The sequence below is a fragment of the Algoriphagus sp. PAP.12 genome (genome assembly GCF_026652115.1).
Taxonomy (GTDB): domain Bacteria; phylum Bacteroidota; class Bacteroidia; order Cytophagales; family Cyclobacteriaceae; genus Algoriphagus.
In genome coordinates, this window is record NZ_JAPPSQ010000012.1 from 132,458 (window position 1) to 157,264 (window position 24,807).

Consider the following 24,807-nt stretch of genomic DNA (forward strand, 5'->3'; position numbering starts at 1 on the left):
GGAATGTTTTCTTCCAGTATAAAAAATACAATTGACCGCTGGATAGAGGTGTTTTTGATCCTCTTGATGGCATTAATGGTGCTCAATGTTTCTTGGCAAGTAGGCTCAAGGTATATTTTGAATGACCCAAGCTCATTTACAGATGAGCTTGCTAGGTACATGTTGATATGGGTAGGGATGCTCGGAGCTGCTTATGTAGCTGGCAAAGATGAGCACTTGGCTATTGATATTGCTTTATCAAAAATGAATCCCACCAATCGAATCAAAACTCAAATGCTGATTCATGTTTTTGTGATGCTGTTTGCCTTGGCAGCTATGGTAGTTGGAGGGATAAACTTAGTGTATATCACATTCATTTTAGGGCAAAATTCCGCTGCCTTGCAGATTCCTTTGGCTTATGTGTATGTGGTGATTCCATTCAGTGGATTGCTGGTGATTTATTACCAGATCAGTAGAATTGTTATGTTGAACAAAGAGCTAAAAAACAGTTAAAATGGAGACCTTAAGTATTTTAGTTCTAGTTATTTCTTTTCTGTTCTTTTTGGGAATAGGTGTTCCCGTAGCTTGGAGTTTGGGGCTTTCCAGTCTTTTGACTTTGTTGGTTACAGTTTCGACTTTACCTGCAATGACCACCATCGCACAGCGTATGGGAACGGGATTAGATAGTTTTTCATTGCTGGCAATTCCCTTTTTCATACTCGCAGGAGAGCTCATGAACCGGGGAGGGATAGCCAATCGATTGATAGACTTTGCAAAAGCAATTACAGGCAGACTTCCGGGTGGATTATTGCATGTGAATGTGATTGCAGCTATGCTGATGGGAGCGATTGCTGGATCTGCTGTAGCCGCAGCCTCTTCAATGGGAGGGATCTTAGGTAAAAGAATGGAGAAAGAAGGTTATCCAAAAGAATTGGGAGCCGCAGTGAATATTACTTCCTCTACAACAGGCTTGATTATCCCGCCTTCTAATGTTTTGATCGTCTATTCATTGGCTTCAGGAGGCGTTTCAGTTGCCGCATTGTTTGTGGCAGGCTATTTACCAGGCTTATTGGTTGGAGTTATGCTCATGATCACTGCAGCCATAATGGTTAAAATCAAAAAGCTTCCTTCAGGAGAAGCCTCGACATTTAAGCAAGTTTTATCCACATTCTGGAAAGCGATTCCTAGTTTATTCCTTTTGATCGTTGTTATTGGAGGTATTATCGCTGGGGTGTTTACAGCTACGGAGGCGTCTGCAATTGCTGTTTTGTACGCTTTGGGGCTTTCTTTGATATACAGGGAATTAAAAGTAAAAGACTTACCAGCTGTTTTGTTGAAGTCTGCTGAGACTACAGCGGTTGTAATGCTATTGATTGCTACTTCCATGGCGATGTCTTGGGTGATGTCAGCGGAAGAAATTCCTCAAAGCATTTCTAATTCATTGTTATCCTTGAGCGACAATATTTTCGTGATTCTGATCATGATCAATTTAATCTTATTGTTTGTAGGGGTGTTTATGGACATGACTCCTGCAGTATTGATCTTTACCCCAATCTTTTTACCGGTGGTGACAGCTTTGGGAGTTGATCCGGTACACTTTGGGATTATGATGGTTTTAAACCTTTGTATTGGCTTGTGTACCCCACCAGTTGGATCCATTCTTTTTATTGGGGTAGGAGTCGCTCAGACAAGTATCCAAAAAGTAATCAAGCCTTTGTTGCCGTTCTTTTTCGCAATGGTAGTTGCATTGATCTTGATCATGGCATTTCCGGAAATATCACTTTGGCTGCCTCGAGTATTTGGGGTTTAAAAAATCAAGGCTGAGATTTACTTTCTCAGCCTTTTTTATTCTTTACTTCTTCAATTCCTGTTTGATAAAAGCGACGGATTGTGGGATTTGTTTTACTGAGCGGCTGCTTTCATCTTCAATGACCAAATAGACGGTTTTTTGCTTTTTTGCCTCTTTGATAATCTTGGCGATTTCGACATCACCAGTACCCAAAACCACATTGGTTTCTACATCTCCTTGTCCATTTTTGGAGCCTGGAGTACCAATCAGTCTGTCTTTGAGATGAAGCATTGGAAATTTGCCCTTGTATTTTTTCATGATTTTCAAGGGGTCTCCTCCACCCATTTTGACCCAAAAAACATCCATGTTGAATGCAAAATCTTCCGCATTCTCCAGCATGTAATCCAACACTACACCTTTGCCATTTGGTCCAAATTCATATCCATGAGGGTGGTATAAAAATGTGAGATTATGTTCCTTTAATTCCTTACCAACTTGGTTGAACAAAGCAGTGGAGATCTTGATCTCATCTAATGAAATCGGGCCATCTGCGTGCGGTATCCAGTAGCAAGTGACGTATTTGGCGCCATATTTTTTTGCTTCTTCAATGATGGGTTGGAGTGTTTTGGTCAATTGATTGTAATCAGCACCTATTCCGACAATGCTTAAGTTGTTTTTTTGAAGGAGCTCTAGATATTCGGTATCAGAAAGTCCATATCCACCTCCTCCTTCCAAAGCATGAATACCCCATGAAGAAACCTCTTGAAGGTATTTGGCAGGATCATTTGGCATTTCATTTCTCAAGGAATAAAGTTGAAGCGCTACTTGCTGGGCAGTTAAGCTTAATGGTAAGCAAAATAGAAGTGAAAAAAAGATTCTTTTTAGTTTCATGATTAGGTTGATTTTGGGAAGAATCAATCTAGCGATTTTTTAAATGCAATATTAATTTGAAGTGTTCAGCAATAAGATAAACCGCTAAAACGATAATTTTTCTTCCTTTTCTTCCTATTTTTCATATTGAGAATTATTCTGAAAATTCGATTACCCTTAAAATCTTTATGAACTCTAGAAGAAAATTTATTCAAAATTCCTCCTTAATAGGATTAGCTATGAGCATTAAACCCGATTTCAGCCTTTTCGAAAAACAAGATCAAATCCTAGGTCATGGCGACTTTACTTACAAAGTCGATATGAAGTGGGGTAATCTGGATCCTACCAAAGTTCCTGTTGTCAATTGCCATGAAATGGTGATGGATCGGAAAGGTAGAATGATCATGTTGACGGATGAGGCGAAAAATAATGTGATTATCTATGATCAATCAGGAAAGCTTTTGGATACTTGGACTTTGGGATTGAAATCTGCTCATGGTCTGACTCTGGTGGATGAAGGGGATGCGGAGTACCTTTGGGTAGTGGACAATGGAGGAAGAGTATTGAAAACCACTTTGGATGGTAAAATCATTACTGAAATTAAGAGTCCAAAAGAAGTTGGGATTTATTCTGAGGACATGAGGTGGACTCCAACAGAGACCACTGTTGCACCAAATGGTGACTTATATATCGCTGATGGCTATGGCTCCCAATATTTTCTTCATTATGATTCTGATGGCAATTTCATCCGCAAATTCGGAGGAGATGGCCATGGTGATACACAATTCAAAACTGCTCATGGAATCACAGTAGATCAGCGTGGAGGTGCAGCTCCAACTTTGATTTGTACGTCTCGTGGACATAATTCCTTCAAAAGATTTACCATGGATGGGGAATATATCGAAACCATGTTTTTGCCGGGAGCATTTGTATGCCGGCCTGTGATTCACGGAGAAAATCTATATGCAGGAGTTTGCTGGTCAAGGTTGAAATATTTGGAGCAGATGCCGGATTCAGGCTTTGTGACAATTTTGGATAAAAACAACAAAGTGGTTTCAAATCCAGGGGGGACTGCCCCTGAATATAAAAATGGCGAATTGCAATTGATGGTACAGAATGAGCCTGTCTTCAAGCATTGCCATGATGTGTGTATTGACCAGGATGAAAATATATATGTCTGCCAATGGAATGCGGGTAAGACATATCCGATAAAGCTTACCCGAGTCTAAGGATTTGGGTTTGCAGAGTGTTTTTCAACATTTTAACCCAAAATATTATGAGTTCAGTAACAGTTGGATGGTTTGAGGTCCCAGTAAAAGATATGGATCGGGCCATTAGATTTTATGAAAATGTATTTGCTTGTCAATTGAATAAGCAAGTAATGGGTGATTTTCAAATGGCTTGGTTTCCTATGGATGAAAATTCGAAAGGAGCTGGTGGTAGTCTTGTTTATCATGAGCAATTCTATAGCACCAGTGAGCATGCTGGATGTTTGATTTATTTCTCTTCAGAAAATTGTGAAGTTGAGTTGGGAAGGGTCGAAGCAGCTGGTGGGAAAGTTCAAATTCCAAAGCGATTAATTGCTGAAGATATTGGATATATGGGAGTGTTTTTTGATTCGGAAGGGAATCGAATTGCTATCCATTCCAGAGCATAAAAAGGAAATATTTAAAGTAAATGAATAGATTATTTAAAGAGGAGTCCTTGATTTCCCTGGAATTATTGCAGGAAAAAACGACTCGTATTTTTGCTCTTTTATCTAGTGCATTAATGATTTTTTTAGGTTTCTCAGACCTATTGATGGGACTTCAATTAGAAATCGTACTTTTCAAATTTGCTTTTGCCATTCCATTTATCACTGGATACCTATTAATGAAGAAATGGGGAAGGTATCAAACTGTTTTGAGCGGAATGATGGTCTTTGCATTGATCATCATCGCGCTCAATTATTATTACAATGATGGTTTTAATGGTCCAACCATATATACCATTTTTATGTTGGTCATGACGATTACCATCCTTTTTAATGGCTGGTATAAGTATTTCTGGCTGATTTTTGCATTCTTATTTTTCATCTCTTTGATGTATGCCGACCTTTTGGGAGGTGTTAGAATCGTATCCAATTACACAAATAATACAGTCCGTTTTGGTGACCACGTGATTACCATTTTGTGGTGTAGCTTATTCGTTTTTTTGGGGATTCAACTTTTCATCTATGGGTATAAAAGCCAAAACCAAGTATTGACGAAGGTGATGGAAGAGAATAAAAAGGCCAATATCGAACTGGAAGAATTGAATTCTAAGAAAAATGAGCTGATTGCATTGTTGTCACATGATTTAAAAAATCCGATATCTACTCTCAATCAAACAGTCGAATTAGTGGAGCTTGGGGGATTGGAGCAAGGTGATTTTGAAACAATAATTCAGGAGTTGAAAAAGCAAAGTTTTCATCTCAGTAATGTTTTGAATAATACTTTAAGTTGGGTTTTGACCGAACTGGATCAAGGTGTTATAGCAAAGGAAGAGGTAGATTTTGCCAAGCTAAATGAGGAAATGGTTCAAACCATGCAAGTTCAGGCTAGTCAAAAAGGGCAGGTAATTGTCGCCAAAGAAAATGGTGCGATAAAAGAAGCTCTGATAGAAGCAAATGAAGTGAAGATAATCCTCAAGAATTTTCTGGATAATGCTATTAAGTTTTCGCCTAACGGTGCGCAGATTGAATTGAATTTCATTTCAAATAATGGGTCAATTCGCTGGGAAGTAATAAATGAAGGGCCGACCGTTCCATTAAGTTTGAGGGATGGGCTTTTTGAGTTTAAGGTGAGGACATCCTATGGCACCAATAAAGAAAAAGGGACAGGCATGGGCCTCCCCCTTTGTAAGAAAATTGCTGATAAACTGGAAATGAAATTGGGATTTGAAACCCAAGGTGATAATCTAAATGTGTTTTATCTAGAGAGAAAGACTTACTAGACAATTACCACGGTTAGACTTTTTGCTCCATGAGCACCAATGACTAATGATTGCTCAATATCTGCTGTTTTCGATGGGCCTGCGATGAAAACACCAAAACTGGAATGGGCTGCGCCAATTTTATCATAAGCCTGATGCATATTTCCGAGAATATTCGATTCAGGAATAGTTATGACCAAATGCTCCGTGATAAAAGGGATAGCTCTCAATCTTAACTGAGTGTCATCCAGCCAAATGGCTCCATTTTCTGCTGACGCCCATTGTCCATCCAAAATAGCCAGCTCCAGTTCCGCCAATTCATGAGGATCAGAAGGAAGAATTTGAAGATTTGAAACTTCCAGTCTGTCTGAATTAGAAAGAATCTTCGAGTAACCTTTTTCTTTCAACCAAGAGCTGAAATCTTCTTTAGAAACCACCTGTCCTTTATTGCCTTCAATGGATAAAATAAATGTGGCAAGTAAGTCCTCTGGAACTCTGAATTCTGGAATTTCAGGAAGAGTTTGGTTGTCCGGTTTTACTTTTTGAATCGCTTGAATGATCTGATCTCTACTGCTCATGGTCTGTTCTTTTTATACCATTCTTTAAAGGATTCTTTCGGAGGATTTGGTAGATCTCTCTCTTTGCCCCAAACGTTCAATGGGTTGTAAATGATGGATTTTGGTAGTGCTTTCAAGGATTTTCTCATCAAGCTCCCAGAGATTTTATAGGCCAATGGACTTGTGAAAATTCCACTCGCCATTTTCATACTCATGCCTTTAGCCAAATCCGGATTGGCTTTGGTGATTTCCTGACGCCATTCATATAGCTGCTCGTGAATGTTGATTTTCACAGGGCAAACATCAGAGCAACTACCGCAAAGGGTAGATGCGAAAGGTAAAGTGCTGTACTTTTTGACATCAATACCTGGTGACAAAATTGATCCAATTGGGCCTGGGACGGTACTGCCATAACTGTATCCGCCACTTCGTCTATAGATGGGACAAGTATTCATGCATGCTCCACAGCGAATACATTTTAGGGAGTTTTTAAATTTATCCCGTGCCAGCTGACGGGTTCTTCCATTGTCTAGTAGGACAATATGAATTTCTTTTCCAGGTTCAGGACTTCTAAAATGTGAGTTGTAATTGGTGATGGGTTGACCGGTAGCAGATCTAGCCAAAAGACGGAGGAAAACTCCCAAATCTTTTCTTCGAGGAATGATTTTCTCGATCCCCATGCAGGCAATATGTACATCGGCTAGATGTACTCCCATATCTGCATTTCCTTCATTCGTACAGACTACAAATTCTCCTGTCTCAGCGACACCAAAATTGACACCAGTGATAGCCACTTTGGCTTTCAGGAATTTCTCCCTCAAATGAAGTCTGGCCGCATGGGTCAAATAAGTTGGGTCTTCATTTCCTTTTTCAGTTTGGAGTTTTTCATGGAAAATCTTCGAGATATCCGCTTTTTTCAAGTGAATCGCCGGAAGGACAATATGACTTGGGGGTTGCTGAAGGAATTGGACGATCCGCTCTCCTAAATCAGTGTCTACTACCTCAATACCTCTTTTTTCCAAATACGGATTGAGGTGGCATTCTTCAGTTAGGATCGATTTGCTCTTGACAATTGCTTTGCAATCATGTTTCTCGAGTATCGAATGGACGATTTGATTGTGTTCTTCGGCATCGACTGCCCAGTGAACATGGATTCCATTCTTTTTGGCATTTGCCTCAAAATCCAAGAGGAGTGAGTCCAAATTATTGAGGACATAATCCTTCAAGCCTGAAGCCAAGGTTCTCAAGTTTTCCCACTCAGGGATCGACTTGGAAATTTTATCTCTTTTATCCCTGACAAACCAAAGTGTCTCATCATGCCAATGACTTTTGGCTTGATCTTTCAAAAATTCCGCTGCTTTCGATGGGTGACTCATTGAATAGCTTGGTTTAGAATTTCGGCAATATGCATGAATTTAAGAGGCTGCTTATTTCTTGAGGAAATCCCCTGCAAGTGCATGATGCAGGACATATCTCCCCCGGTAAGGATCTCCACATTCTTTTCCAAATGATCTGCTAATCGGTCTTTACCCATTTGAACAGAAAGAGCCTCCTCACTTACTGCGAAAGTTCCACCAAAACCACAGCACTCATCTTTGCGGGTTAGCTCCACCCAATCTAATCCATCTAACCCTTGAAGTAATTGTTTGGCTTTATTAAATGGAGAAATATTCAACTCGGTAGATGCTCCTAATCGAAGTCCTCTTAATCCATGGCAGGAAGAATGATATCCGATTCGGTGCGGAAATTTCCCCTTGATTTCAGCTTTCAAAACATCGGTAATGAATTCTGTCAATTCATATACTTTTCCCTGAAGCTCTTTGTAAGAATTTTGATCATGGAATTCTGGCGGGAAATGTTCTTTCACGTGCATGATGCAACTTCCAGATGGAGCGACTACATAATCGAAATCTCCGAAAGTCTTGATGAAATGCTCACTGCTTCCAATGGTATCTCTTTCATATCCAGAATTGGCAAGTGGCTGACCGCAACAGGTTTGACTTTGAGGATAGCTGACTTTGCAGCCTAATTTCTCAAGTAATTCTAAGCTGGCAATCCCTACGTTTGGATAAAATTGATCCACGTAGCAGGGAATAAAAAGGCCAACATGGGGTGTTTGATTTGACATGGGGTTCGAATTTAGTTTCCAAAACTCGAATTCACTAGCATAGCAGCTCCTAATGCGGATCCATTTGGAAAATCACTTGGGATAATTTCGAGGGCAGGTAGTTTGATTCGAAGCATGGATAAGAAAATATCATTTGCATTAAATCCTCCATCCACGTAGAGTTTTTTGACCTTGGATTCCTCTAAAACAAGGCTCAATGAAGCTACTTGAAGATCTGTCAACTCGTGGATAAAACTATAATATGCAGACTCAAAATTCTCAAAACTTGCCCAATCGGAGCAAGCCGCTTGTGGAATATCGTAATCCTCCGGCTTTAGGTAGTGAAAATGGATTCGTTTATTTGACTCATTCTTAGCCTTTTCATAAAGGCTATTGTCAAACTTTAATTTTTTATAGGTCCCCTGGGGAAGCTCCCAAAAGCTATACATTTCATCAATCTGATACTTGTGTTCCTCTCCGATGAAGAGTCTAGAAATCTTGATTGGCTGACCTTGAATACTCAAAAACTGAAGGCAATCCTGCTTCAATTGCTTTTTGGTCAACTTAGATTTGTTGAAAGGATTGATGCTGATAGCCCAAGTACCTGTTGATAATAATGCGAATTCATTGCTTTCTTGACTCAAATAGGGAAGAAGTGCTCCGGATGAATCATGAACGCCTATTCCACAAGGAATGCTTCCAAACTCCTCCTTGGTTTGCAAAAGAGAGTTTCCTGGCAAAATAGGAGGAAGTAGCTTGTCTATTTCTTCATTTTTTACCCACGCATGGTAGTCCATTTTCTCGAAATCCCACAAACCTGTGTGGCACCCAATACTGGTATAGTCAGAGACCATTTGACCTGTGAAGATCATACTCAGGTATTGAGGCAGATGAAGGCTGTATTTGATCTTTTTGTAAAGATCCGGCTTGGAGTGTTTGATGAAATAAATTTGAAGCCCTGAATTTAGCATTGCCAATGGGGGGGAAGAAGTCTGCTTGCAGAAATCCATTTTGCCACCATTTTGGGCATAGAAGCTTTTTAATAAATCCTCTGGGAAAGGCTTCAGGTAATCGTACAGAGGAGTGACTGGCTCTCCTTCTTCATTGACATGAACAAAGGAGGCACCATGTCCTGAGAAGTTTAATTTTTTGATTTCGAATTGGTCGGATTCCAGAGCCTTTTTGAAAGTCTCAATCATCCAATCCCTCATTGGTAGTACCGGTTCGGCAGGGAAACCATCCTCGTCAGGTATTGAATCCAGACGAGTGTAGGTGTTCCAAACTTCATTCAATGATTCATCAAAAAGAAAGAATTTTTTGTTGGTCTTGCCAATGTCAAAAACAGCAGTAACCGGGATTTTGGGCATGGTAAAAGCTTAATTCTATAGAGATTTTCGGATGGTTAGCCTAAATGGATTTTTGATTGGGATTCTATCTTCTTTTCCTAGGATTTGTTCTGCGATTGATTTTCCCATATTGACAAAGTCTGTAGAAACTGTAGTGATTCCTTCAGCTAAAATCTCTTTTAAAGGAGTATCGTTGTAAGAAATCAAACCAATGGTTTTACCTAAACAAAGGGACTGTTCTCGGGATTTTTTGACTACACTTACCAAATCGGATTCAGAAAGCACAATGTAGCACTCTCCATTTTCAAGCGGTTCTTCATCATCCATTCCATCTATCACTAGGTTTTTGAAGTCATGGAAAAAGCAGAATTTTTTGAATCCATCGATGATTTCCTCAGGATACATTCCCCCTTTGGGGAAAACCAGTATCAATCGCTCATACTTTTTTAGATGTGAAATTCCAGATTCCAGTGCTTCAAATATATCCTTGCTGAAATCCTGATAAATTCCTGGGAATTCATTTTCATGATCTTTTACCGCCCGGTCAATGATCAAAAGCTTGTCCTTTGGTATTCTTTTGATCAATTCGTAGGCAGTGTCAGGATGGCCTTCTTGATCAAAGAAATGAGGGGCAAGTACATAATAATTGTACTTGCCTATATATCTTTCTAAGAAGTCCTCGAATAGTCGCTTGTTATAGTGATGAATCTGTAAATCTACTGTAGCTTGATCGCCCAGGCTTTCCACTATCGAATAGTAAATAAGCTTTTTATAGGAGCTCAATTTATTGAATAGTAAAAGTACCTTTGATTTTGAGGCCATATTGGTAGAAGCCACATAGAAGCCCTTACCTCGGACGGAAGTGATAATTCCTCTGTCTCTCAATTCGTTATAGGCTTTTTCTACGGTGTCTCTAGACAATAAAAGATCAAAACTTGTTTCATTAATTGAAGGGATTCTATCCCCGACCATCAGCTCTCCCTTTTCTATATCCTCCAAAATCAGGTTGACTACCTGTAGATATTTTGGAGTACGGGAATCTACATGTATCATTTCAGATTTGTCTAAAAGCATTGGTTATTCTGGGTTTTTGGGTACTCGTACTTTTATCTCGGAAATGCTGCTGCCAATCCACCGTCCACATTGAGCATGTTTCCAGTTGATTTGGAGAGCAGGCCTCCGACAAAGGCAAATGCCGCGTTGGCAATGTCCTCTACCTTGACACTTTCTTTAAGAAGTGTTCTGTTGGCATAATATTGTGGCAGGTCCTTAACATCAATTCCGTAAGCTTTGGCGCGGTTTTCTGCCCATCCACCTTCCCAGATGTTGGAGCTTTCAATCACTGCGTCCGGATTGACAACATTGACTTTGATTTTATCTTCTGCCAATTCCGCTGCCATCAGTCTTGACATGTGCAGCTGAGCGGCCTTGGTTGTACCATAAGCTACATTTTTTGGACCGGCTACCAAAGCGTTTTTACTTACAATGTTCACTACATCGCCTCCAGTGCCCTGTTTTCTCATCAAATCCACTCCAGCTTTTGATACATGGTATTGACCCATCACCAAAATATTGTGGAGTCTGTCCCAATCTTGATCGCTGTGCTCTTCAAATTTTCTGGAAATACTGATTCCCGCATTGTTGACAATGATGTCCACTCCGCCATATTTCAGACAAGTAGATTGGATAGCTTTTGCTAGGCTATCAGTGTCGGTCACATCCAAAAGAACTCCGTGAACGATATCTTTTCCATATTTTCCAGTGAACTCGTTTAGTGCTGAGTCGAGCCTACCTGCATCGATATCTGTCAAAACCACGCATGCTCCTTCTTGGACGAATTTTTCGGCGATGCCTTTTCCAATCCCTCCTGCACTTCCTGTCACCAAAGCGATTTTTCTCGAAAGTGGCTTTTCCTTAGGCATTCTTTGAAGTTTTGCTTCTTCTAACAACCAGTATTCAATATTGAAGGCTTCTTGAAGAGGAAGAGAAACATACTCAGAAACGGCCTCTGCTCCACGCATTACATTGATTGCATTGATATAAAATTCACTTGCAACGCGGCTAGTTTGCTTGTCTTTTGCGTAGCTAAACAAACCAACACCAGGCCAAAGGATAATGACCGGATTAGGATCTCTCATTGCTGGGCTGTTCGGGTGCTTGTGATTTTCGTAATAGGAAGCATACATCGCTCGATAATCTTCAAAAGCTTTTTCGAAGGATTGTTTGATGGCTACACTATCAGATAAATCAGCATCTGGAGCTAAATCCAATACCAAAGGAGAAATTTTCGTTCTCAAAAAGTGATCTGGGCAACTTGTGCCCATTGGAGCTAATTTATTGAGATCATGGCTGTTGATGAATTGCAATACTGTGTCGGAATCATTGAATGTTCCAACCATCAGTTTTTCAGAAGAAGCCAAACCTCTTAGGATCGGAGCAAGAATAGCTGCTTGACTTTTTCTTTGCTCAGGTGCCAAAGATTGAACTTTCTCTCCGCCGAAAACTGGACGGGTTTTTCCATAATGATCTTCCAAATATCTAGATGCCGTCTCAATTACATCCAAGCTATTCATATAGCATTCGTAGGCAGTATCGCCCCAAGTGAATAAGCCGTGTCCTCCAAGCATAATACCCCGGATTCCAGGATTTGCATTCAGCGCGTCTCGAAGCTGAAGTCCCAAATCGAATCCCGGCTTTTGCCATGGAACCCAAGCAATACTACCATTCCAAAGATCTTTGGTGATCTTTTCGCCATCCTTAGATGCTGCTATTGCGATAGCCGCATCAGGGTGAAGGTGATCGATATGCTTGAAAGGTAAGAATGAGTGCAAAGGCGTATCAATAGATGGAGCCTTTGACTTTAAATCGTAGATACAATGGTTGAAAAGTTCCACCATTTCATCTTCGAATTCCAAACCTCTATATACAGACTCAAGTGAACGAAGCTTGTTTACATAAAGTCCGGCCAATCCTGCCTTTGTAAGTGTTCCTATGTCTCCGCCGGAACCTTTCACCCACATGATTTCTACCTCTTCGCCAGTTAAAGGGTCCTTTTCATAGGTTTTGCAGGAGGTATTTCCCCCTCCATAGTTTGTAATGCGTAAATCTGAACCGAGAATGTTGGATCGATAGATCAAAAGATCTACTTCTTTTCCTTCTAATTCATTGGCAACTTTTTCGTCCCAGAGGTAAGAGACATGTTTAAAGTTCTGGGTTTTCATCGTCATATTTTGGTATTTTAGCTTATACGAATTTGTAAGAAATATGCCCAAAGTGTATCCTGTGGTGTCTTGAAAATACGGCTTTTTATTGAGACAGAGCAGGATAGTTGATTAGGAGTTTGTTAAGACCTTGTTTGCAAATCACTCAATGAAGAATACATTATTTAAAAAGATAGTAGCTAGGGAGGAGTTTGAACGAGATTCAGTTCCCGGTGACAGACTAAAGGGTAGCAAGGGTTTCTTAGGAATGTATGCTGGGGAGCATGCAGCAGGAACCGAGTTTGTCATCGGGCCTCTCTTTGTAGCGCATGGCGTTTCTGCAGGAGACTTGTTTATTGGACTTTTATTGGGCAATCTGCTGGCGGTTTTGAGCTGGGGGTTGATCACAGCTCCAATTGCAGTTAAAAAACGATTTACACTTTATTATCAATTAGAACGGATTGCCGGAAAAGGTGTAGTTAATTGGTATAATTTGGTAAATGCGCTAATGTTTTGCTTTTTAGCTGGTTCCATGATTGCTGTTTCGGCAACCGCTGTGGGGATTCCTTTTAACCTAGAAATGCCAACTTTGACAGATTGGATGCCAAGAACATCCGGTTGGGTAATCACGGTTTTGTTGATGGGAGCAATTATAACTTTGGTGGCTATTCAAGGCTATTCTCAAGTTTCCAAGTTTGCAAACATCATGTCTCCTTGGATGATTTTGATATTTGCCGCGGCAGGGATTGTCGGTCTGGCTCAATTGGGTGTAGGTTCATTTGATAGCTTGATAGCAACGGCAAATGAGGTGATTTGGACTGGAGTTCCAATGACTGGAATGACCAAATTCACTATATGGCATATCATCTTTTTTGCTTGGTTTTGTAACATGGCCATGCATATTGGGATGTCGGATTTGACAATATTGAGATTTGCAAAATCTTGGAAGTACGGTTTTCTGACCTTTGCAGGAGTTTATTTGGGCCACTTTCTGGCCTGGTTGGCTTCTGGGATTTTATATGCGGTTTTCCTTCAAGCAAATGCCGCATCTCAGGAGTTTGCTCCCGGAGCCATTGCCTATCAGACTTTAGGCTTGGCCGGTGCGGTTTGTGTTGTTGTTGCCGGTTGGACCACTGCCAATCCTACGATTTATAGAGCCGGTCTGGCTCTTCAGGGGATTTTCCCCAAAGTTCCATCTTGGAAGATTACAGCAATTGTAGGTGGAATCACAAGTTTAGCAGCTTGCTTTCCTGCTCTAGTGATGAGATTATTGGATTTTGTTGCTCTATATGGTTTACTATTAATGCCTATGGGGGCAGTGATTTTTGCAGATTTTTATTTCTCTAAGAAATTCGGTTTTCAAGATGAGCAGGCATTGAATTCACATACCAATTTTAGTATGCCTGCCTTCTTATCCTGGATATTGACATTGGCTTTCTGTTTGTTTCTAAACTTCTCCTATGGAGTGGATATCTTCTTTTTAGGTCTACCGGGGTGGTTTGTTGCGGTAGCCATATTTGTTGTGCTTTCCAGAATTCAATACCCTATTAAGAAACAATTAATTGCATGAAAATCCTGACTAAAATCGTTTCTTTCGCTGGTTTAGCTTTGACGATCGTTCCTTCGATCATGTTTTATCTGGGTAGTGTCGAATTAGATTCTGCCAAAGTTTACATGGGAGTCGGAATGTTCATGTGGTTTGTTTCTGCACCATTTTGGGTAAATTCAAAAGCCTAATAATAGATTAAAATACCTTTCTTATGCCTTCAAGTGAATTTCAATTGCTTTCCAGTATTCTGGAAAATAAAGGAAAATCTGTTCCAGATATACTTTCTAATATTTCAGCTTTTCAAATAGCAGTTCCTAGCTGGGCCTTAGGTGCTGGTGGAACTCGTTTCGGTAGATTTTCCATTGGAGGAGAGCCAAGAAATCTGGAAGAAAAACTAGAAGATATTGGCTTACTTGCCAAGTTGACCAAAAAGACTGATGCTGTTTCGCTTCATATCCCTTGGGATATTCCTGAAGACGTGGAGGCCATAAAACAAAAAGCTCAGAGTTTGGAAATCAGCTTTGATGCGATGAATTCCAATACATTTCAAGATTATGGGCAGGATTTGACCTATAAAATGGGTTCTTTGAGTAATGCTGATTCCGCAATTCGACAACAGGCCGTAGATCATAATAAGCAAGTAATCGAGATAGGAAAAAGCTTGGGAAGCAAAGGTCTGACAGTTTGGTTGGCTGATGGTAGTAATTTCCCAGGTCAGGCCAGTATTAGAAAATCACTTCAATGGACTTCCGAATCTCTTCAGTCTATTTATAGTGATTTACCATCAGATTGGAAATTGCTTTTGGAGTACAAGCCTTATGAGCCAAACTTCTATCATACTGTAATCCCTGATTGGGGGACTTCTTCATTCCTTTGCAAGCAATTGGGAGATCAAGCTAAAGTCTTGGTGGATTTGGGACATCATCTTCCCAATACCAATATTGAGCAGATCGTGGCAACTTTGATGCATCAGGATATGTTGGCAGGCTTCCACTTCAATGATAGCAAATATGGGGATGACGACTTAAGCACAGGAAGCATTAAGCCTTATCAGTTATTCTTGATTTTTTGTGAATTGATCGGCGGGGCAGAGGATGAAGCTCAAGCTTGGGAAAGTATCTCCTGGATGATAGATGCAAGTCATAACACCAAAGATCCATTGGAAGATTTGATTCAGGCATTGGAAGCTATTGCTATTGCCTATGCGAAAGCATTATTGGTGGACAGAGGCAAATTGACCCAATGTCAAATGGGTGGAGATACAGTAGGAGCTCAAGAGATTCTTCAAGATGCATTCCAGACGGATGTGAGGCCGCTGGTTAAGGAGGCAAGAATACAGGCTGGAGGAGTAGAATCTCCATTGGAATATTATAGAACTGAAAAGATTCGTGAGAAGCTTATCTCTCAAAGAGGAAAAAATTCCCAAGCAACAGGGCTTTAATCCAACCTAGATCTTAAAATAATGGGCTGACCTGTCGATTTGGATATCGGTAGGTTGGCCTTTGTTTCTTCAAGCCATTCATAAAGTTTCCTGTATAGTTCTTTTGCTTTAGCAGGGTTTTCTAAGCTCAGATCAATTTCCTCGGATAAGTCATTTTTCAAGTTGTAGAGCTCTGTTTTTTGGTTTTCATAATGTAAAACCAGTTTCCAGTCTCCTGATCTGATAGCCGCTGCAGGCATTCCCAATTGATTGGAAAAATGCGGGTAATGCCAGAATAAATCTCCCTTTCTTTCCTGAGATCTGCTGCCAAAAAGAATAAATTCCAAGGATTGACCGTCCCAATCTTCTTGCGGGGTTAGGTTGGCTAAATCAGCAAATGTGGGAGCAAAGTCCAGATTTGATGTAGGGAAAGTAGTGACTCCATTCTTTATTTTGTCAGGCCAATATGCAATCAAAGGGACTCGAATTCCGCCCTCATAGGGATGGCCTTTCCATTTTTTTAACGGGTCCAAATTTGTAGGGGTTGGTCCAAGTTCCGGTAGGCCCACTCCTCCATTATCAGAGGTGAAAATGATCAATGTATTCTTGTCCAGGCCTTGTGATTTAAGTTGATCCAGAATCATTCCTATCCCATCATCCACAGACTCAATCATTGCGGCATAATAGGGATTGTACTTTCCCTCAAACTGCTCGTATTTCCGAAGGTATTTACTCACTTTATCTCCTCTCGGAACGACAAATACATGGGGAGCTGAATAACTCAGGTAGAGGAAAAAGGGTTTTTGACTTTCTTTTTTATCCAAAAAATCTAAAGCATATGCAGTGAGTTTGTCAGTCAAATAATAACTGCCAGAGTCCAAAAATATATTCTGATAGTTGTCCTCGAAAATCCCATAGTTGTAATAATCGAGACCATTTTTTCCGATCATTCTTGAGAAATCAAATCCTTGAGCCCAGGGAGTTTGATCATCTTTGTTTCCAAGATGCCACTTTCCAATCATGGCAGTTTGGTAGCCTCTCTCTTTGAATAGCTCTGCTAAAGTAACCTGCTTTCCTTCTAGAAATGGGTTCCAATTAGCAGGATCGATGGATAAACTGTCAGCTTTTCTATTTCCCGCAATAAAATTGGTAAGGTGATATCGAGAAGAATGAATTCCTGTCAATATTCCTGCGCGTGAAGGAGAACAAACGGGGCTTGATGAATAGGCGTCAGTGAATTTTAATCCATTTTCAGCCAAAAAGTCAAGGTTTGGGGCTTCTTGAAAAGGATTCCCATAAGCTGGTAAATCAGTATAGCCCAAGTCATCGGTCAAAATGAAAATGATGTTGGGTTGGTCAGAGTTTTGAGCAAAAGAGGAGGTGATGGTTGAGAATAAGGAAAAGACTAAAAGTCTAAGAATCAAATTTCTATTCGAAAGGGTGGTGGTCTTATTCACTTTGAGTTAAATTGGGTGAAAGAAGCAACTGATCTATGAAACTTAACCCAAAATCCCTTTTTTTTCTCATACTTCTATCCTGTGCCTCCCCAAAAGAATCTGATGATTCCCTTGAAATTTTAGATCCAGAAATGGAATCATTTTTTTCTGAAAACTCTCAAGTGGAGGTTTTGGCAGCGGGATTTGATTGGGCGGAGGGTCCACTTTGGCTACCGGATCAAGAAGCTTTGATTTTCACAGATGTTCCCAAAAACAAAATCTGGAAATGGACTGAGCTCAATGGGGTCAGTCTATTTCTGGAGCCATCTGGATATTTGGGTGAGAGAACCGATAAAAATGAGCCTGGAGCAAATGGTTTGATTTTAAATGAAAATGGCGAGTTGGTTTTGTGTCAGCATGGCGAAAGACAGGTGGCCAAAATGCTTTCCTCATTGAATGATCCTAAACCTGAGTTTGAGCCTATTGCTCAGTCCTATGAAGGTAAGAAATTCAATAGCCCCAATGACTTGATTTATAATTCCAAAGGACAATTGTTTTTTACAGATCCTCCATACGGAATGGATCCTTGGGATGAAAAGGAGTTGGATTTTCAGGGTGTTTACAGAGTTGATCCAGACGGAGAGTTGATTTTGCTGATTGATAGTCTTTCCCGTCCCAATGGAATAGGCTTGAGTCCTGATCAAAAAACGCTATACATAGGGCAATCAGACACTGAAAAAGCCAGATACTATGCCTTTGATCTGGATGGGAATGGGAATGTGATTGGCGGTAAAATGATTTTAGATGTAACACATCTTCAATCCGATGAGAAAAAAGGATTGCCTGATGGATTGACAGTTCATTCTTCAGGGACAATATTTGCCACAGGTCCTGGAGGAGTTTTGGTGATTAGTCCAGAGGGGAAACACTTAGGAACAATACTAACCGGGGAAGCAACTGCCAACTGTGCCTTTGATCCAGAAGAGAGGTTTTTGTATATGACTGCAGATTCTTTCTTGATGAGGATATTTCTCAAGTAGCAGATTAATTCGATCTATTTCAAAGCGATTTTCTACCATTTATATGGTATTAACTGGTAGAAATCAGTCAAATATGATTTTTTCTTTGCTGAAACATAATACCCAATCTGACCATGTCAAATCTAAATTTGAAAGCCAAAAAAGAAACCACTTATGATGCAATAGTGATCGGATCAGGTGCAAGTGGTGGCTGGGCTGCAAAAGAACTCTGTGAAAAGGGGCTGAAAACACTTGTTCTGGAAAGAGGGCGAATGGTTCGGCATATCGAAGATTATCCTACAGCCAGTAAAGCTCCTTGGGAGTTTGAGTTTAGAGGAACTGTTCCTATTGAAAAAAGATCTGGTGTCGGTGCCGCAAGATGGGGAAGGGAAGAAACGATGCATTGGGCCATTGCAGATGATGAACAACCCTATATTGAAGAAAAACCGTTTCGCTGGTTTCGAGGATATCATGTCGGAGGTAAGTCGCTTTTATGGGCCCGTGGAACTCAGAGATGGTCCGATTACGATTTTGAAGGTCCTGCAAGAGATGGCTATGCGGTAGATTGGCCGATTAGATACAAAGATTTAGAGCCTTGGTTTGGACATGTTGAGACCTTTGCTGGTTTTTGTGGAAGTCAAGATGGATTGGCAGAACTTCCAGATCAGGTAGTTCAGCCTGGCTTTGAATTGAGTTGTATTGAAAAGTATTACTCCGACCAATTGAAGATACATTATGGGAATCGCCATTTGATCCAGGGGAGAATGGCTCACCTGACGAACCCTCAGGATATTCATAAGCAACAAGGTCGAAATCAATGCCAGCATCAAAATATGTGCAATAGAGGTTGCGTTTATGGAGGTTACTTTTCTTCCAATGCAGCTACTTTACCTTGGGCTGAGAAAACAGGGAATCTGACGATTAGACCAAATTCTGTGGTAGAGTCCATTATCTATGATGATGAAAAAGGAAAAGCAATTGGAGTCCGAATCATTGATAGACATACCAAAGAAGCGATGGAGTTTTTTTCCAAGATTATTTTTGTAAATGCTTCTACGATCAATTCAAACGCAATTTTATTAAACTCTAAATCCACCAGATTTCCAGCAGGCCTTGGCAATGACAATGGGCTTTTGGGCAAGTATTTAGGAAGTCATAACTATCGTGGTGGTGGATTTGCTACCTATGAGGGTTTTTTCGACAAGGCACAGGAGGGACAGCATCCTGGACATGCCTATGTTCCAAGATTTAGAAATGTTTTCAAACAAGACACTGATTTCCTGAGAGGCTATGCGATAGGAATGTCTGGAAGTCGAAGGTTAGGTTCTGATACAAGTATGATAGGGCATCAGTTAAGAGACAATTTACTGAATAAGGAATATGGAGTCTGGACTATGTCTGCCTGGATGCAAGGTGAGATGGTGCTGGAGGAAGATAATCATATGCGGCTTAGTGAAACCGAAACAGATAAATATGGAATTCCGAAGATTGTCATGTCTGTGGAGTGGAAAGAGAACGATGATAAAATGACAAAGGATTTCATGGAGCAGCAGCAAGAGATGTTTGAGAAAATGGGTTTTAAAAATATTTCGGTAAGAGATTCCGGAAACCCTCCAGGATCAGATATTCATGAAATGGGAGGCGTTAGAATGGGACATGACTCCAAAACTTCCTTGCTCAATAAGTACAATCAAATGCATGCCTGTCCCAATGTTTTTGTTTCAGATGGAGCCTGCATGACAAGTACCAGTACCCAAAACCCTACTTTAATGTTTATGACCTTGACTGCTCGAGCAGCTAATTATGCAGTTGATGAATTGAAAAAGATGAATCTATGAACAAGCAATATTTCAGTTTGATCTTTTTGCTGAGTTTTCTCTTTCTACTTCCAAAAGAAAGTAAGGCACAAAAGAAAGGTGATCCCTTGTTTCAAGTACCCTTGGGTATAGCTTCTTACACTTTCCGGAACCATTGGGAAAATGGAGTAGAACCGACGCTGGATATCATTCAGAAAATGGGTTTTAAAGAATTTGAAGGTGGAGCTCCACAAGGAGTGAGTCCAGAGGAATTCAAAAAAATGCTCAATGATCGAGGGATCAGTATTCCATCCACAGGAACTGGTTTTGAGCAATTGGAGTCAGACCCACAAGCGGTGGCTGATCGTGCAAAGGCATTGGGGGCGAGTTATGTCATGTGTGCATGGATTCCTCATGACCGTGGTGCCTTCTCCAAAGAAAACGCAGATCGAGCAATCAAGGCATTCAATGAAGGAGGGAAAGTCCTGAAAGAAAATGGAATCATATTCAAATACCATGTGCACGGATATGAATTTCAGCCTTATGAAGAAGGAACCTTATTTGACTACCTTGTTGAGAATACCGATCCGGAATATGTCTCCCTTCAAATGGATGTGATGTGGACTCATTTTGGAGGAGGTGATCCAGCAGGACTTTTAGAAAAATATGGAGACCGTTGGGTTTCGTTGCACTTGAAGGATTTCAGAAAAGGAGCTCCAAAAGATATGACAGGACTGACCGGTCCCGAAAATGACGTTCCATTAGGTCAGGGAGAACTTGATTTTCCTGCCATCCTAAAAGCCGCCAATAAAATTGGGATCAAGCATATGTTTATCGAAGATGAAGGTGATCACGAGATAGAGGCTTTGCCAAAAAGTATAGCCTATTTGAAATCGCTGAGGTATTAAAAAAAACAGAGGTGCAAATGGCTTTCGCTAGACACCATTTGCAACCTCTGATTTTGAAGTGTAATTAACCGAATTCGCTTCAAAAGCCTACCTAGCCTAACGGGGCTATATAGGGTAGGTTTTTCTTTTTACATGAGGAGTGATTTTTTGATTTAAAGGCTCATTAATGGTTTTATGAGGTAAATTTTAATATAGAGAAGTTTTTTTTGAACAAAAGCCAGTTAATAAAGTTATTCAAAGCTTTGAGTCCCTGAGAAATGGATCCAATAGTATTCTCTTTTTTTAAGAGTGGTTTTGTTATAGTCCAAATAAGCTAGATTTTTGGCAAAACTTATTCTTTAAACATGAAGGCCCTTTTGTCATTTTTTATAGTTTGTCTGGTTGTTGTTCCCAATGCTTTTGCGCAATCAATTAAAGGGAAAGTACTTGAAGAAGGGTCCGATTACCCTATGGAGTTTACATCAGTTGCCCTTTATTCTGCAAAGGATAGCGCGTTGATAGATGGAACCATAACGGATGTGGAAGGGAATTTTGTGCTAAACTCTATCATGGCAGGCAGCTATTACCTGCATCTGAGTTTTGTTGGGTATTATACCAAAACGATCAATAATATTTCATTAGCTAAAGGGCAAATTTTAGACTTAGGCTTGTTGAGGATTCTTTCGGATCAGCAAGAGTTAGAAGGAGTTCAGGTTGAGGGAAAGAAAATCACCTCCGAATTCCGGGCTGAAAAGCAAAGCTATTCTGCAGACAATTTTGAAGCCGCTCAAGGTGGTTCGGCTACCGATGTCTTGAAGAATTTGCCTGGAGTCAGTATAAATGCTGATGGTGCACTTTCTATCCGTGGAAGTTCAGGTTTTGTAGTTATGCTGAACGGAAAGCCTGTTCAAACCGACCCGATGATGTTGCTTGCCCAACTTCCTGCAAATAGCATTGAAAAAGTGGAGTGGATTTCATCTCCTTCAGCTAAATATGATTCCGAAGGCAAAGCTGGCCTGATCAATATCACAACCAAAAGAGGAGCAGCTGATGGCCTCTATCTGCAATTCAATGGAAAACTGGGAGCACCGCCTTTTCAGAATTATGGGAACAAGGATAAAGCGCAGCGCTATGGAGGTGATTTCAATCTAAACTGGGTTTCTGGGAAGTGGGATCTTTCTTTGGGAGCAAGTTATCAGCGTAATGACGTTTCTGGAAGAAGAGTAGGCAATGTGTATACCATTGATGGGGATACCACGACTTATTTTCCTTCAGCTGGTGAAAGAAGTATCGATGAAAAGAATTACTCCGGTCGCTTCACGATAGGCTATTCTCCGAATGAAAAACATAACGTGAGTTTAGGCTTTTTTGGAGGAGTGAGAGATAAAATGCGTACTGCAGATATTCTCTATTTTGACAACCATCGAGAAGTAAACGGAGCAAGATTGGATACCTTTCAATACTTCAATGCCAATGATCAAAACCGTCGCGGTGATTTTGCTTTGGGGAGTCTAGATTATACATTTTCGATGGAAAATGGATCAAAGTTGATGACCTCCTTTTTGTATGAGTACTCTTTGCTGGGAGGTCCTACCACCAATAGAAATTTGGGATATCCAGAAGTGGAGGAAGTCTTGCAAGATGAATACAATACCAATGATAATCCGCTTCACGGAAGCCGGATCAATGTGGATTATCAATTCAAATCTTTGCCGATTGGCCAGTTGCAAACAGGGTATCAATTTCGAAGTCTAGATCACACGGGAGATTTTTTGTATGAAAGAAAAAACAATGAAACTGGTGTTTGGGAGCTAGTTCCGGAGTTTTCCAGTGATGTGGAGTTGATTCGAACCATTCACTCCGGATATGTCCAATTGGATGGGGAAAAACAAAAATGGACCTATGGATTGGGGCTGAGAGTTGAATCCATGGATCGGGACCTTAGTCTAAAAGATAAGGCTGGAACTTTGGATACCCTTTACAAATATGATTTTATAAGACCTTTTCTAAGTGCTAGTCTAGCCTATCAGCTCAAGGAAGAATTGCAATTGAAAGCTAATTTTAGTCAACGTGTGGAGAGAACCACTACTTTCAAAATGAATCCTTTTCCGGAGCGAGAGCATAGCGAGACTTTGGAGCAGGGAGATCCTAGATTGGCCCCGGAATTTATCAATCAGGTGGAAGTCGGCTTAATCAAAACTTGGAAGGATAATTCTATTTATGCGAATGTCTATCATTCCAGAGTTAAAAACCTTGTCAACCGGGTGAATACAGTTTACAATGACACGATTCTAAACCGAATTTACTCTAATGTGGGAACTGGAAGATCAACAGGGATAGATGTTGGGGCGGAATTATATCCAACGAGATGGTTGAAGCTTTTCGCAGGATTGAATTGGTATCATTATTCGATTCAGGGAAGCTTTGACAATAGACCCGTGGATACCGAGACTTGGGTGCATTCCATCAATTTCAACTCAACTTTTACAATCTCCCCAAAATGGTCTGCCCAAGCCAGTTTGAATTACCTTTCAGACCGAGTGACAGCTCAGGGAGAGGATAGCCGATTCTATACCCCTTCTTTGACTGTGAAAAAATCCTGGTTGGAAGGCCGCTTGACTGCTAATTTTGTCTGGCAGAATATTGATATGGGATTGCTAAAAACCAATGAGCAGCGGATCACCACTTGGAGGGAAGGTGAGTTTTATACCACAACTAATTACATCCAAGAAGTGGATATGTTGATTCTGAATCTTTCCTATACGCTCAATGGACGGAAAAACAGATCCAAGTTTGTGAATAGTGAGTTTGGGGTAAAAGAATTTTAATTGGAATTCAAGTTTTTGTAACAAAAGGATAATAGAGCGAGGAGTGGATTGAGTTTTGATTTTTTTTATCTTAGTGAAAATTATTTTCCTGATAAGAAAAAAACTCTCCTTCCATGAAATATTTATCCTTTTCTCTTTTAGCTTTCGGCTTGACATTGCTCTTTACAAGTTGTCAGAAAAGTGAACCAACCAATGAGAGAGTTATCCTAATTGGGATTGACGGTTTTGGGACTGAGGGATACCTTCAGGCTAAACATCCGAATATCGATAGTTTATTCGCGGATGGAGTGATCTCTTTAAATACCCGTACAGTCATTCCTTCCGTGACTATGCCTAATTGGACCAGTCATTTGACGGGTGCGGGTCCAGAGCAGCATGGGGTTTTCACTAATGGTTGGGAAAAGAATGATCATCCTCTTGACCCACAGGAAATGGACGAGGAGGGATACTTTCCTTCTATTTTCAAAGTTCTAAAGGATGAAATGCCGAGTGCGAAGACGGCCTATTATTACAACTGGGCAAACTTGATTAAGCCGATCAATCAGAACTATCTGGATGAGGTGAAGTTTGCTGAGAATGATGGCTATGCAGAGAACTATCAGGCTGCTTTTGAATTTTTGAAAGCCAATCAAAATGATCCGAGTCTAATCTTTCTGTATACTGTTCATGTGGACCATGCGGGACATAGTTTTCAATGGATGTCAGATGAATATATCACCGCGATCGAAGAGTTGGATGTGCAAATCGGAAAGTTCGTCGGCAAATTGAAAGAAGGAGGTCTTTATGAGGATTCCCATATTTTGCTTTTCACAGACCATGGAGGAATTGGAAGTGGTCATGGGGGTACTTCCGTTACGGAGATGGAGGTTCCTTGGATGATTCGCGGTCCAAAAATCCAAAAAGGTAAAAAGCTAACTATGCCAAATTCAAATACGAATACTGCTGTAGTGATTTCCAAGATTTTTGGGATCGAATCACCCTATGAATCCTGGATAGGAAGGGTTCCTTCAGGAGTATTTGTAAAATAGAAAAAGGGCTGAATCAGTAAAGATTCAGCCCTTTTTAATTTATA

General features: G+C 40.5%; 21 protein-coding genes. 13 read left to right on the forward strand and 8 right to left on the reverse strand.

All coding sequences use genetic code 11. The features are described 5' to 3' along the window. Window positions 1-3 precede the first annotated feature (3 nt). Window positions 4-492, forward strand: coding sequence for a TRAP transporter small permease (locus O0V13_RS14970; protein ID WP_268035774.1), 489 nt, complete (start codon window positions 4-6; stop codon window positions 490-492). A 1-nt stretch (window position 493) separates the two neighbouring features. Continuing rightward, window positions 494-1,789, forward strand: a complete 1,296-nt coding sequence (locus O0V13_RS14975; RefSeq protein ID WP_268035775.1) for a TRAP transporter large permease — start codon at window positions 494-496, stop codon at window positions 1,787-1,789. A gap of 42 nt (window positions 1,790-1,831) precedes the next feature. Here O0V13_RS14975 and O0V13_RS14980 read toward each other — a convergent pair whose 3' ends face one another. Then, complete coding sequence (locus tag O0V13_RS14980; protein ID WP_268035776.1) at window positions 1,832-2,659, reverse strand: sugar phosphate isomerase/epimerase family protein; 828 nt, start codon at window positions 2,657-2,659, stop codon at window positions 1,832-1,834. Between the two features lie 218 nt (window positions 2,660-2,877). On the opposite strand from O0V13_RS14980, the gene O0V13_RS14985 reads away from it, so the two are divergent. From O0V13_RS14985 to O0V13_RS14995, 3 genes are read left to right on the forward strand one after another with little or no spacing between them, the layout of a single operon-like run. Next, the gene (locus O0V13_RS14985) at window positions 2,878-3,867 is read left to right on the forward strand and encodes a 6-bladed beta-propeller (RefSeq protein ID WP_268035777.1); all 990 of its coding nucleotides are present in this window, start codon (window positions 2,878-2,880) and stop codon (window positions 3,865-3,867) included. Window positions 3,868-3,914: 47 nt separating this feature from the next. Then, window positions 3,915-4,295: a VOC family protein gene (locus O0V13_RS14990; RefSeq protein WP_268035778.1), complete on the forward strand. Its 381-nt coding sequence runs from the start codon at window positions 3,915-3,917 to the stop codon at window positions 4,293-4,295. 20 nt (window positions 4,296-4,315) lie between these two features. Continuing rightward, window positions 4,316-5,611, forward strand: a complete 1,296-nt coding sequence (locus tag O0V13_RS14995; RefSeq protein WP_268035779.1) for an ATP-binding protein — start codon at window positions 4,316-4,318, stop codon at window positions 5,609-5,611. Here the strand turns inward: O0V13_RS14995 and O0V13_RS15000 are convergent. The 6 genes from O0V13_RS15000 to O0V13_RS15025 are packed head-to-tail and all read right to left on the reverse strand — an operon-like array spanning window position 5,608 to window position 12,827. Beyond that, window positions 5,608-6,168: a LutC/YkgG family protein gene (locus tag O0V13_RS15000; RefSeq protein ID WP_268035780.1), complete on the reverse strand. Its 561-nt coding sequence runs from the start codon at window positions 6,166-6,168 to the stop codon at window positions 5,608-5,610. The genes O0V13_RS14995 and O0V13_RS15000 overlap by 4 nt on opposite strands. Then, window positions 6,165-7,523: a lactate utilization protein B gene (locus tag O0V13_RS15005; protein WP_268035781.1), complete on the reverse strand. Its 1,359-nt coding sequence runs from the start codon at window positions 7,521-7,523 to the stop codon at window positions 6,165-6,167. Before O0V13_RS15005 ends, O0V13_RS15000 begins: the two co-directional genes overlap by 4 nt. Then, entirely contained in the window at window positions 7,520-8,275 is a 756-nt protein-coding gene (locus O0V13_RS15010; RefSeq protein WP_268035782.1) for a (Fe-S)-binding protein, read from the reverse strand. Before O0V13_RS15010 ends, O0V13_RS15005 begins: the two co-directional genes overlap by 4 nt. Window positions 8,276-8,286: 11 nt before the next feature. Then, the gene (locus tag O0V13_RS15015; RefSeq protein ID WP_268035783.1) at window positions 8,287-9,621 is read right to left on the reverse strand and encodes an FGGY-family carbohydrate kinase; all 1,335 of its coding nucleotides are present in this window, start codon (window positions 9,619-9,621) and stop codon (window positions 8,287-8,289) included. Between the two features lie 15 nt (window positions 9,622-9,636). After that, window positions 9,637-10,674 (reverse strand): GntR family transcriptional regulator, encoded by a 1,038-nt coding sequence (locus O0V13_RS15020; protein WP_268035784.1) that lies wholly within the window; start codon window positions 10,672-10,674, stop codon window positions 9,637-9,639. A gap of 32 nt (window positions 10,675-10,706) precedes the next feature. Next, a complete protein-coding gene (locus O0V13_RS15025) occupies window positions 10,707-12,827 on the reverse strand; it encodes a bifunctional aldolase/short-chain dehydrogenase (protein WP_268035785.1) in 2,121 nt (706 codons plus the stop codon). Between the two features lie 142 nt (window positions 12,828-12,969). On the opposite strand from O0V13_RS15025, the gene O0V13_RS15030 reads away from it, so the two are divergent. From O0V13_RS15030 to O0V13_RS15040, 3 genes are read left to right on the forward strand one after another with little or no spacing between them, the layout of a single operon-like run. Continuing rightward, window positions 12,970-14,370 (forward strand): purine-cytosine permease family protein, encoded by a 1,401-nt coding sequence (locus O0V13_RS15030; RefSeq protein ID WP_268035786.1) that lies wholly within the window; start codon window positions 12,970-12,972, stop codon window positions 14,368-14,370. After that, on the forward strand, window positions 14,367-14,537 hold the full coding sequence (locus O0V13_RS15035; RefSeq protein WP_268035787.1) for a hypothetical protein: 171 nt from the start codon (window positions 14,367-14,369) through the stop codon (window positions 14,535-14,537). The genes O0V13_RS15030 and O0V13_RS15035 overlap by 4 nt, the downstream gene beginning before the upstream one ends. Window positions 14,538-14,560: 23 nt before the next feature. Next, the gene (locus O0V13_RS15040; protein WP_268035788.1) at window positions 14,561-15,790 is read left to right on the forward strand and encodes a TIM barrel protein; all 1,230 of its coding nucleotides are present in this window, start codon (window positions 14,561-14,563) and stop codon (window positions 15,788-15,790) included. Here the strand turns inward: O0V13_RS15040 and O0V13_RS15045 are convergent. Then, window positions 15,787-17,226: a sulfatase gene (locus tag O0V13_RS15045; protein ID WP_268035789.1), complete on the reverse strand. Its 1,440-nt coding sequence runs from the start codon at window positions 17,224-17,226 to the stop codon at window positions 15,787-15,789. The two genes, O0V13_RS15040 and O0V13_RS15045, sit on opposite strands and share 4 nt — an antisense overlap. A 131-nt stretch (window positions 17,227-17,357) precedes the next feature. Between O0V13_RS15045 and O0V13_RS15050 the strand changes: the two genes are divergently transcribed. The 5 genes from O0V13_RS15050 (at window position 17,358) to O0V13_RS15070 (ending at window position 24,763) form a co-directional block, all read left to right on the forward strand. Beyond that, a complete protein-coding gene (locus tag O0V13_RS15050) occupies window positions 17,358-18,245 on the forward strand; it encodes an SMP-30/gluconolactonase/LRE family protein (RefSeq protein WP_268035790.1) in 888 nt (295 codons plus the stop codon). Window positions 18,246-18,358: 113 nt separating this feature from the next. Continuing rightward, window positions 18,359-20,062: a GMC oxidoreductase gene (locus O0V13_RS15055; RefSeq protein WP_268035791.1), complete on the forward strand. Its 1,704-nt coding sequence runs from the start codon at window positions 18,359-18,361 to the stop codon at window positions 20,060-20,062. Beyond that, window positions 20,059-20,928, forward strand: a complete 870-nt coding sequence (locus O0V13_RS15060; protein ID WP_268035792.1) for a sugar phosphate isomerase/epimerase family protein — start codon at window positions 20,059-20,061, stop codon at window positions 20,926-20,928. Before O0V13_RS15055 ends, O0V13_RS15060 begins: the two co-directional genes overlap by 4 nt. 344 nt (window positions 20,929-21,272) lie before the next feature. Further along, window positions 21,273-23,735 (forward strand): TonB-dependent receptor domain-containing protein, encoded by a 2,463-nt coding sequence (locus tag O0V13_RS15065; protein ID WP_268035793.1) that lies wholly within the window; start codon window positions 21,273-21,275, stop codon window positions 23,733-23,735. Between the two features lie 113 nt (window positions 23,736-23,848). Further along, window positions 23,849-24,763 carry an alkaline phosphatase family protein gene (locus tag O0V13_RS15070; protein ID WP_268035794.1) on the forward strand — a complete coding sequence of 305 codons (915 nt, stop codon included), beginning with the start codon at window positions 23,849-23,851 and terminating at the stop codon, window positions 24,761-24,763. Window positions 24,764-24,807: the final 44 nt, after the last annotated feature.

What these genes read in the sequence shown, in the direction of transcription:
- O0V13_RS15065 (WP_268035793.1), top strand. Translation starts at nt 21,273, where the DNA reads ATGAAGGCCCTTTTGTCATTTTTTATAGTTTGTCTGGTTGTTGTTCCC.
- O0V13_RS14970 (WP_268035774.1), top strand. Translation starts at nt 4, where the DNA reads ATGTTTTCTTCCAGTATAAAAAATACAATTGACCGCTGGATAGAGGTG.
- O0V13_RS14975 (WP_268035775.1), top strand. Translation starts at nt 494, where the DNA reads ATGGAGACCTTAAGTATTTTAGTTCTAGTTATTTCTTTTCTGTTCTTT.
- O0V13_RS14985 (WP_268035777.1), top strand. Translation starts at nt 2,878, where the DNA reads ATGAGCATTAAACCCGATTTCAGCCTTTTCGAAAAACAAGATCAAATC.
- O0V13_RS15040 (WP_268035788.1), top strand. Translation starts at nt 14,561, where the DNA reads ATGCCTTCAAGTGAATTTCAATTGCTTTCCAGTATTCTGGAAAATAAA.
- O0V13_RS15055 (WP_268035791.1), top strand. Translation starts at nt 18,359, where the DNA reads ATGTCAAATCTAAATTTGAAAGCCAAAAAAGAAACCACTTATGATGCA.
- O0V13_RS15050 (WP_268035790.1), top strand. Translation starts at nt 17,358, where the DNA reads ATGGAATCATTTTTTTCTGAAAACTCTCAAGTGGAGGTTTTGGCAGCG.
- O0V13_RS15000 (WP_268035780.1), bottom strand. Translation starts at nt 6,168, where the DNA reads ATGAGCAGTAGAGATCAGATCATTCAAGCGATTCAAAAAGTAAAACCG.
- O0V13_RS15005 (WP_268035781.1), bottom strand. Translation starts at nt 7,523, where the DNA reads ATGAGTCACCCATCGAAAGCAGCGGAATTTTTGAAAGATCAAGCCAAA.
- O0V13_RS15015 (WP_268035783.1), bottom strand. Translation starts at nt 9,621, where the DNA reads ATGCCCAAAATCCCGGTTACTGCTGTTTTTGACATTGGCAAGACCAAC.
- O0V13_RS14995 (WP_268035779.1), top strand. Translation starts at nt 4,316, where the DNA reads ATGAATAGATTATTTAAAGAGGAGTCCTTGATTTCCCTGGAATTATTG.
- O0V13_RS15035 (WP_268035787.1), top strand. Translation starts at nt 14,367, where the DNA reads ATGAAAATCCTGACTAAAATCGTTTCTTTCGCTGGTTTAGCTTTGACG.
- O0V13_RS15025 (WP_268035785.1), bottom strand. Translation starts at nt 12,827, where the DNA reads ATGACGATGAAAACCCAGAACTTTAAACATGTCTCTTACCTCTGGGAC.
- O0V13_RS15010 (WP_268035782.1), bottom strand. Translation starts at nt 8,275, where the DNA reads ATGTCAAATCAAACACCCCATGTTGGCCTTTTTATTCCCTGCTACGTG.
- O0V13_RS14980 (WP_268035776.1), bottom strand. Translation starts at nt 2,659, where the DNA reads ATGAAACTAAAAAGAATCTTTTTTTCACTTCTATTTTGCTTACCATTA.
- O0V13_RS15060 (WP_268035792.1), top strand. Translation starts at nt 20,059, where the DNA reads ATGAACAAGCAATATTTCAGTTTGATCTTTTTGCTGAGTTTTCTCTTT.
- O0V13_RS15020 (WP_268035784.1), bottom strand. Translation starts at nt 10,674, where the DNA reads ATGCTTTTAGACAAATCTGAAATGATACATGTAGATTCCCGTACTCCA.
- O0V13_RS15070 (WP_268035794.1), top strand. Translation starts at nt 23,849, where the DNA reads ATGAAATATTTATCCTTTTCTCTTTTAGCTTTCGGCTTGACATTGCTC.
- O0V13_RS14990 (WP_268035778.1), top strand. Translation starts at nt 3,915, where the DNA reads ATGAGTTCAGTAACAGTTGGATGGTTTGAGGTCCCAGTAAAAGATATG.
- O0V13_RS15030 (WP_268035786.1), top strand. Translation starts at nt 12,970, where the DNA reads ATGAAGAATACATTATTTAAAAAGATAGTAGCTAGGGAGGAGTTTGAA.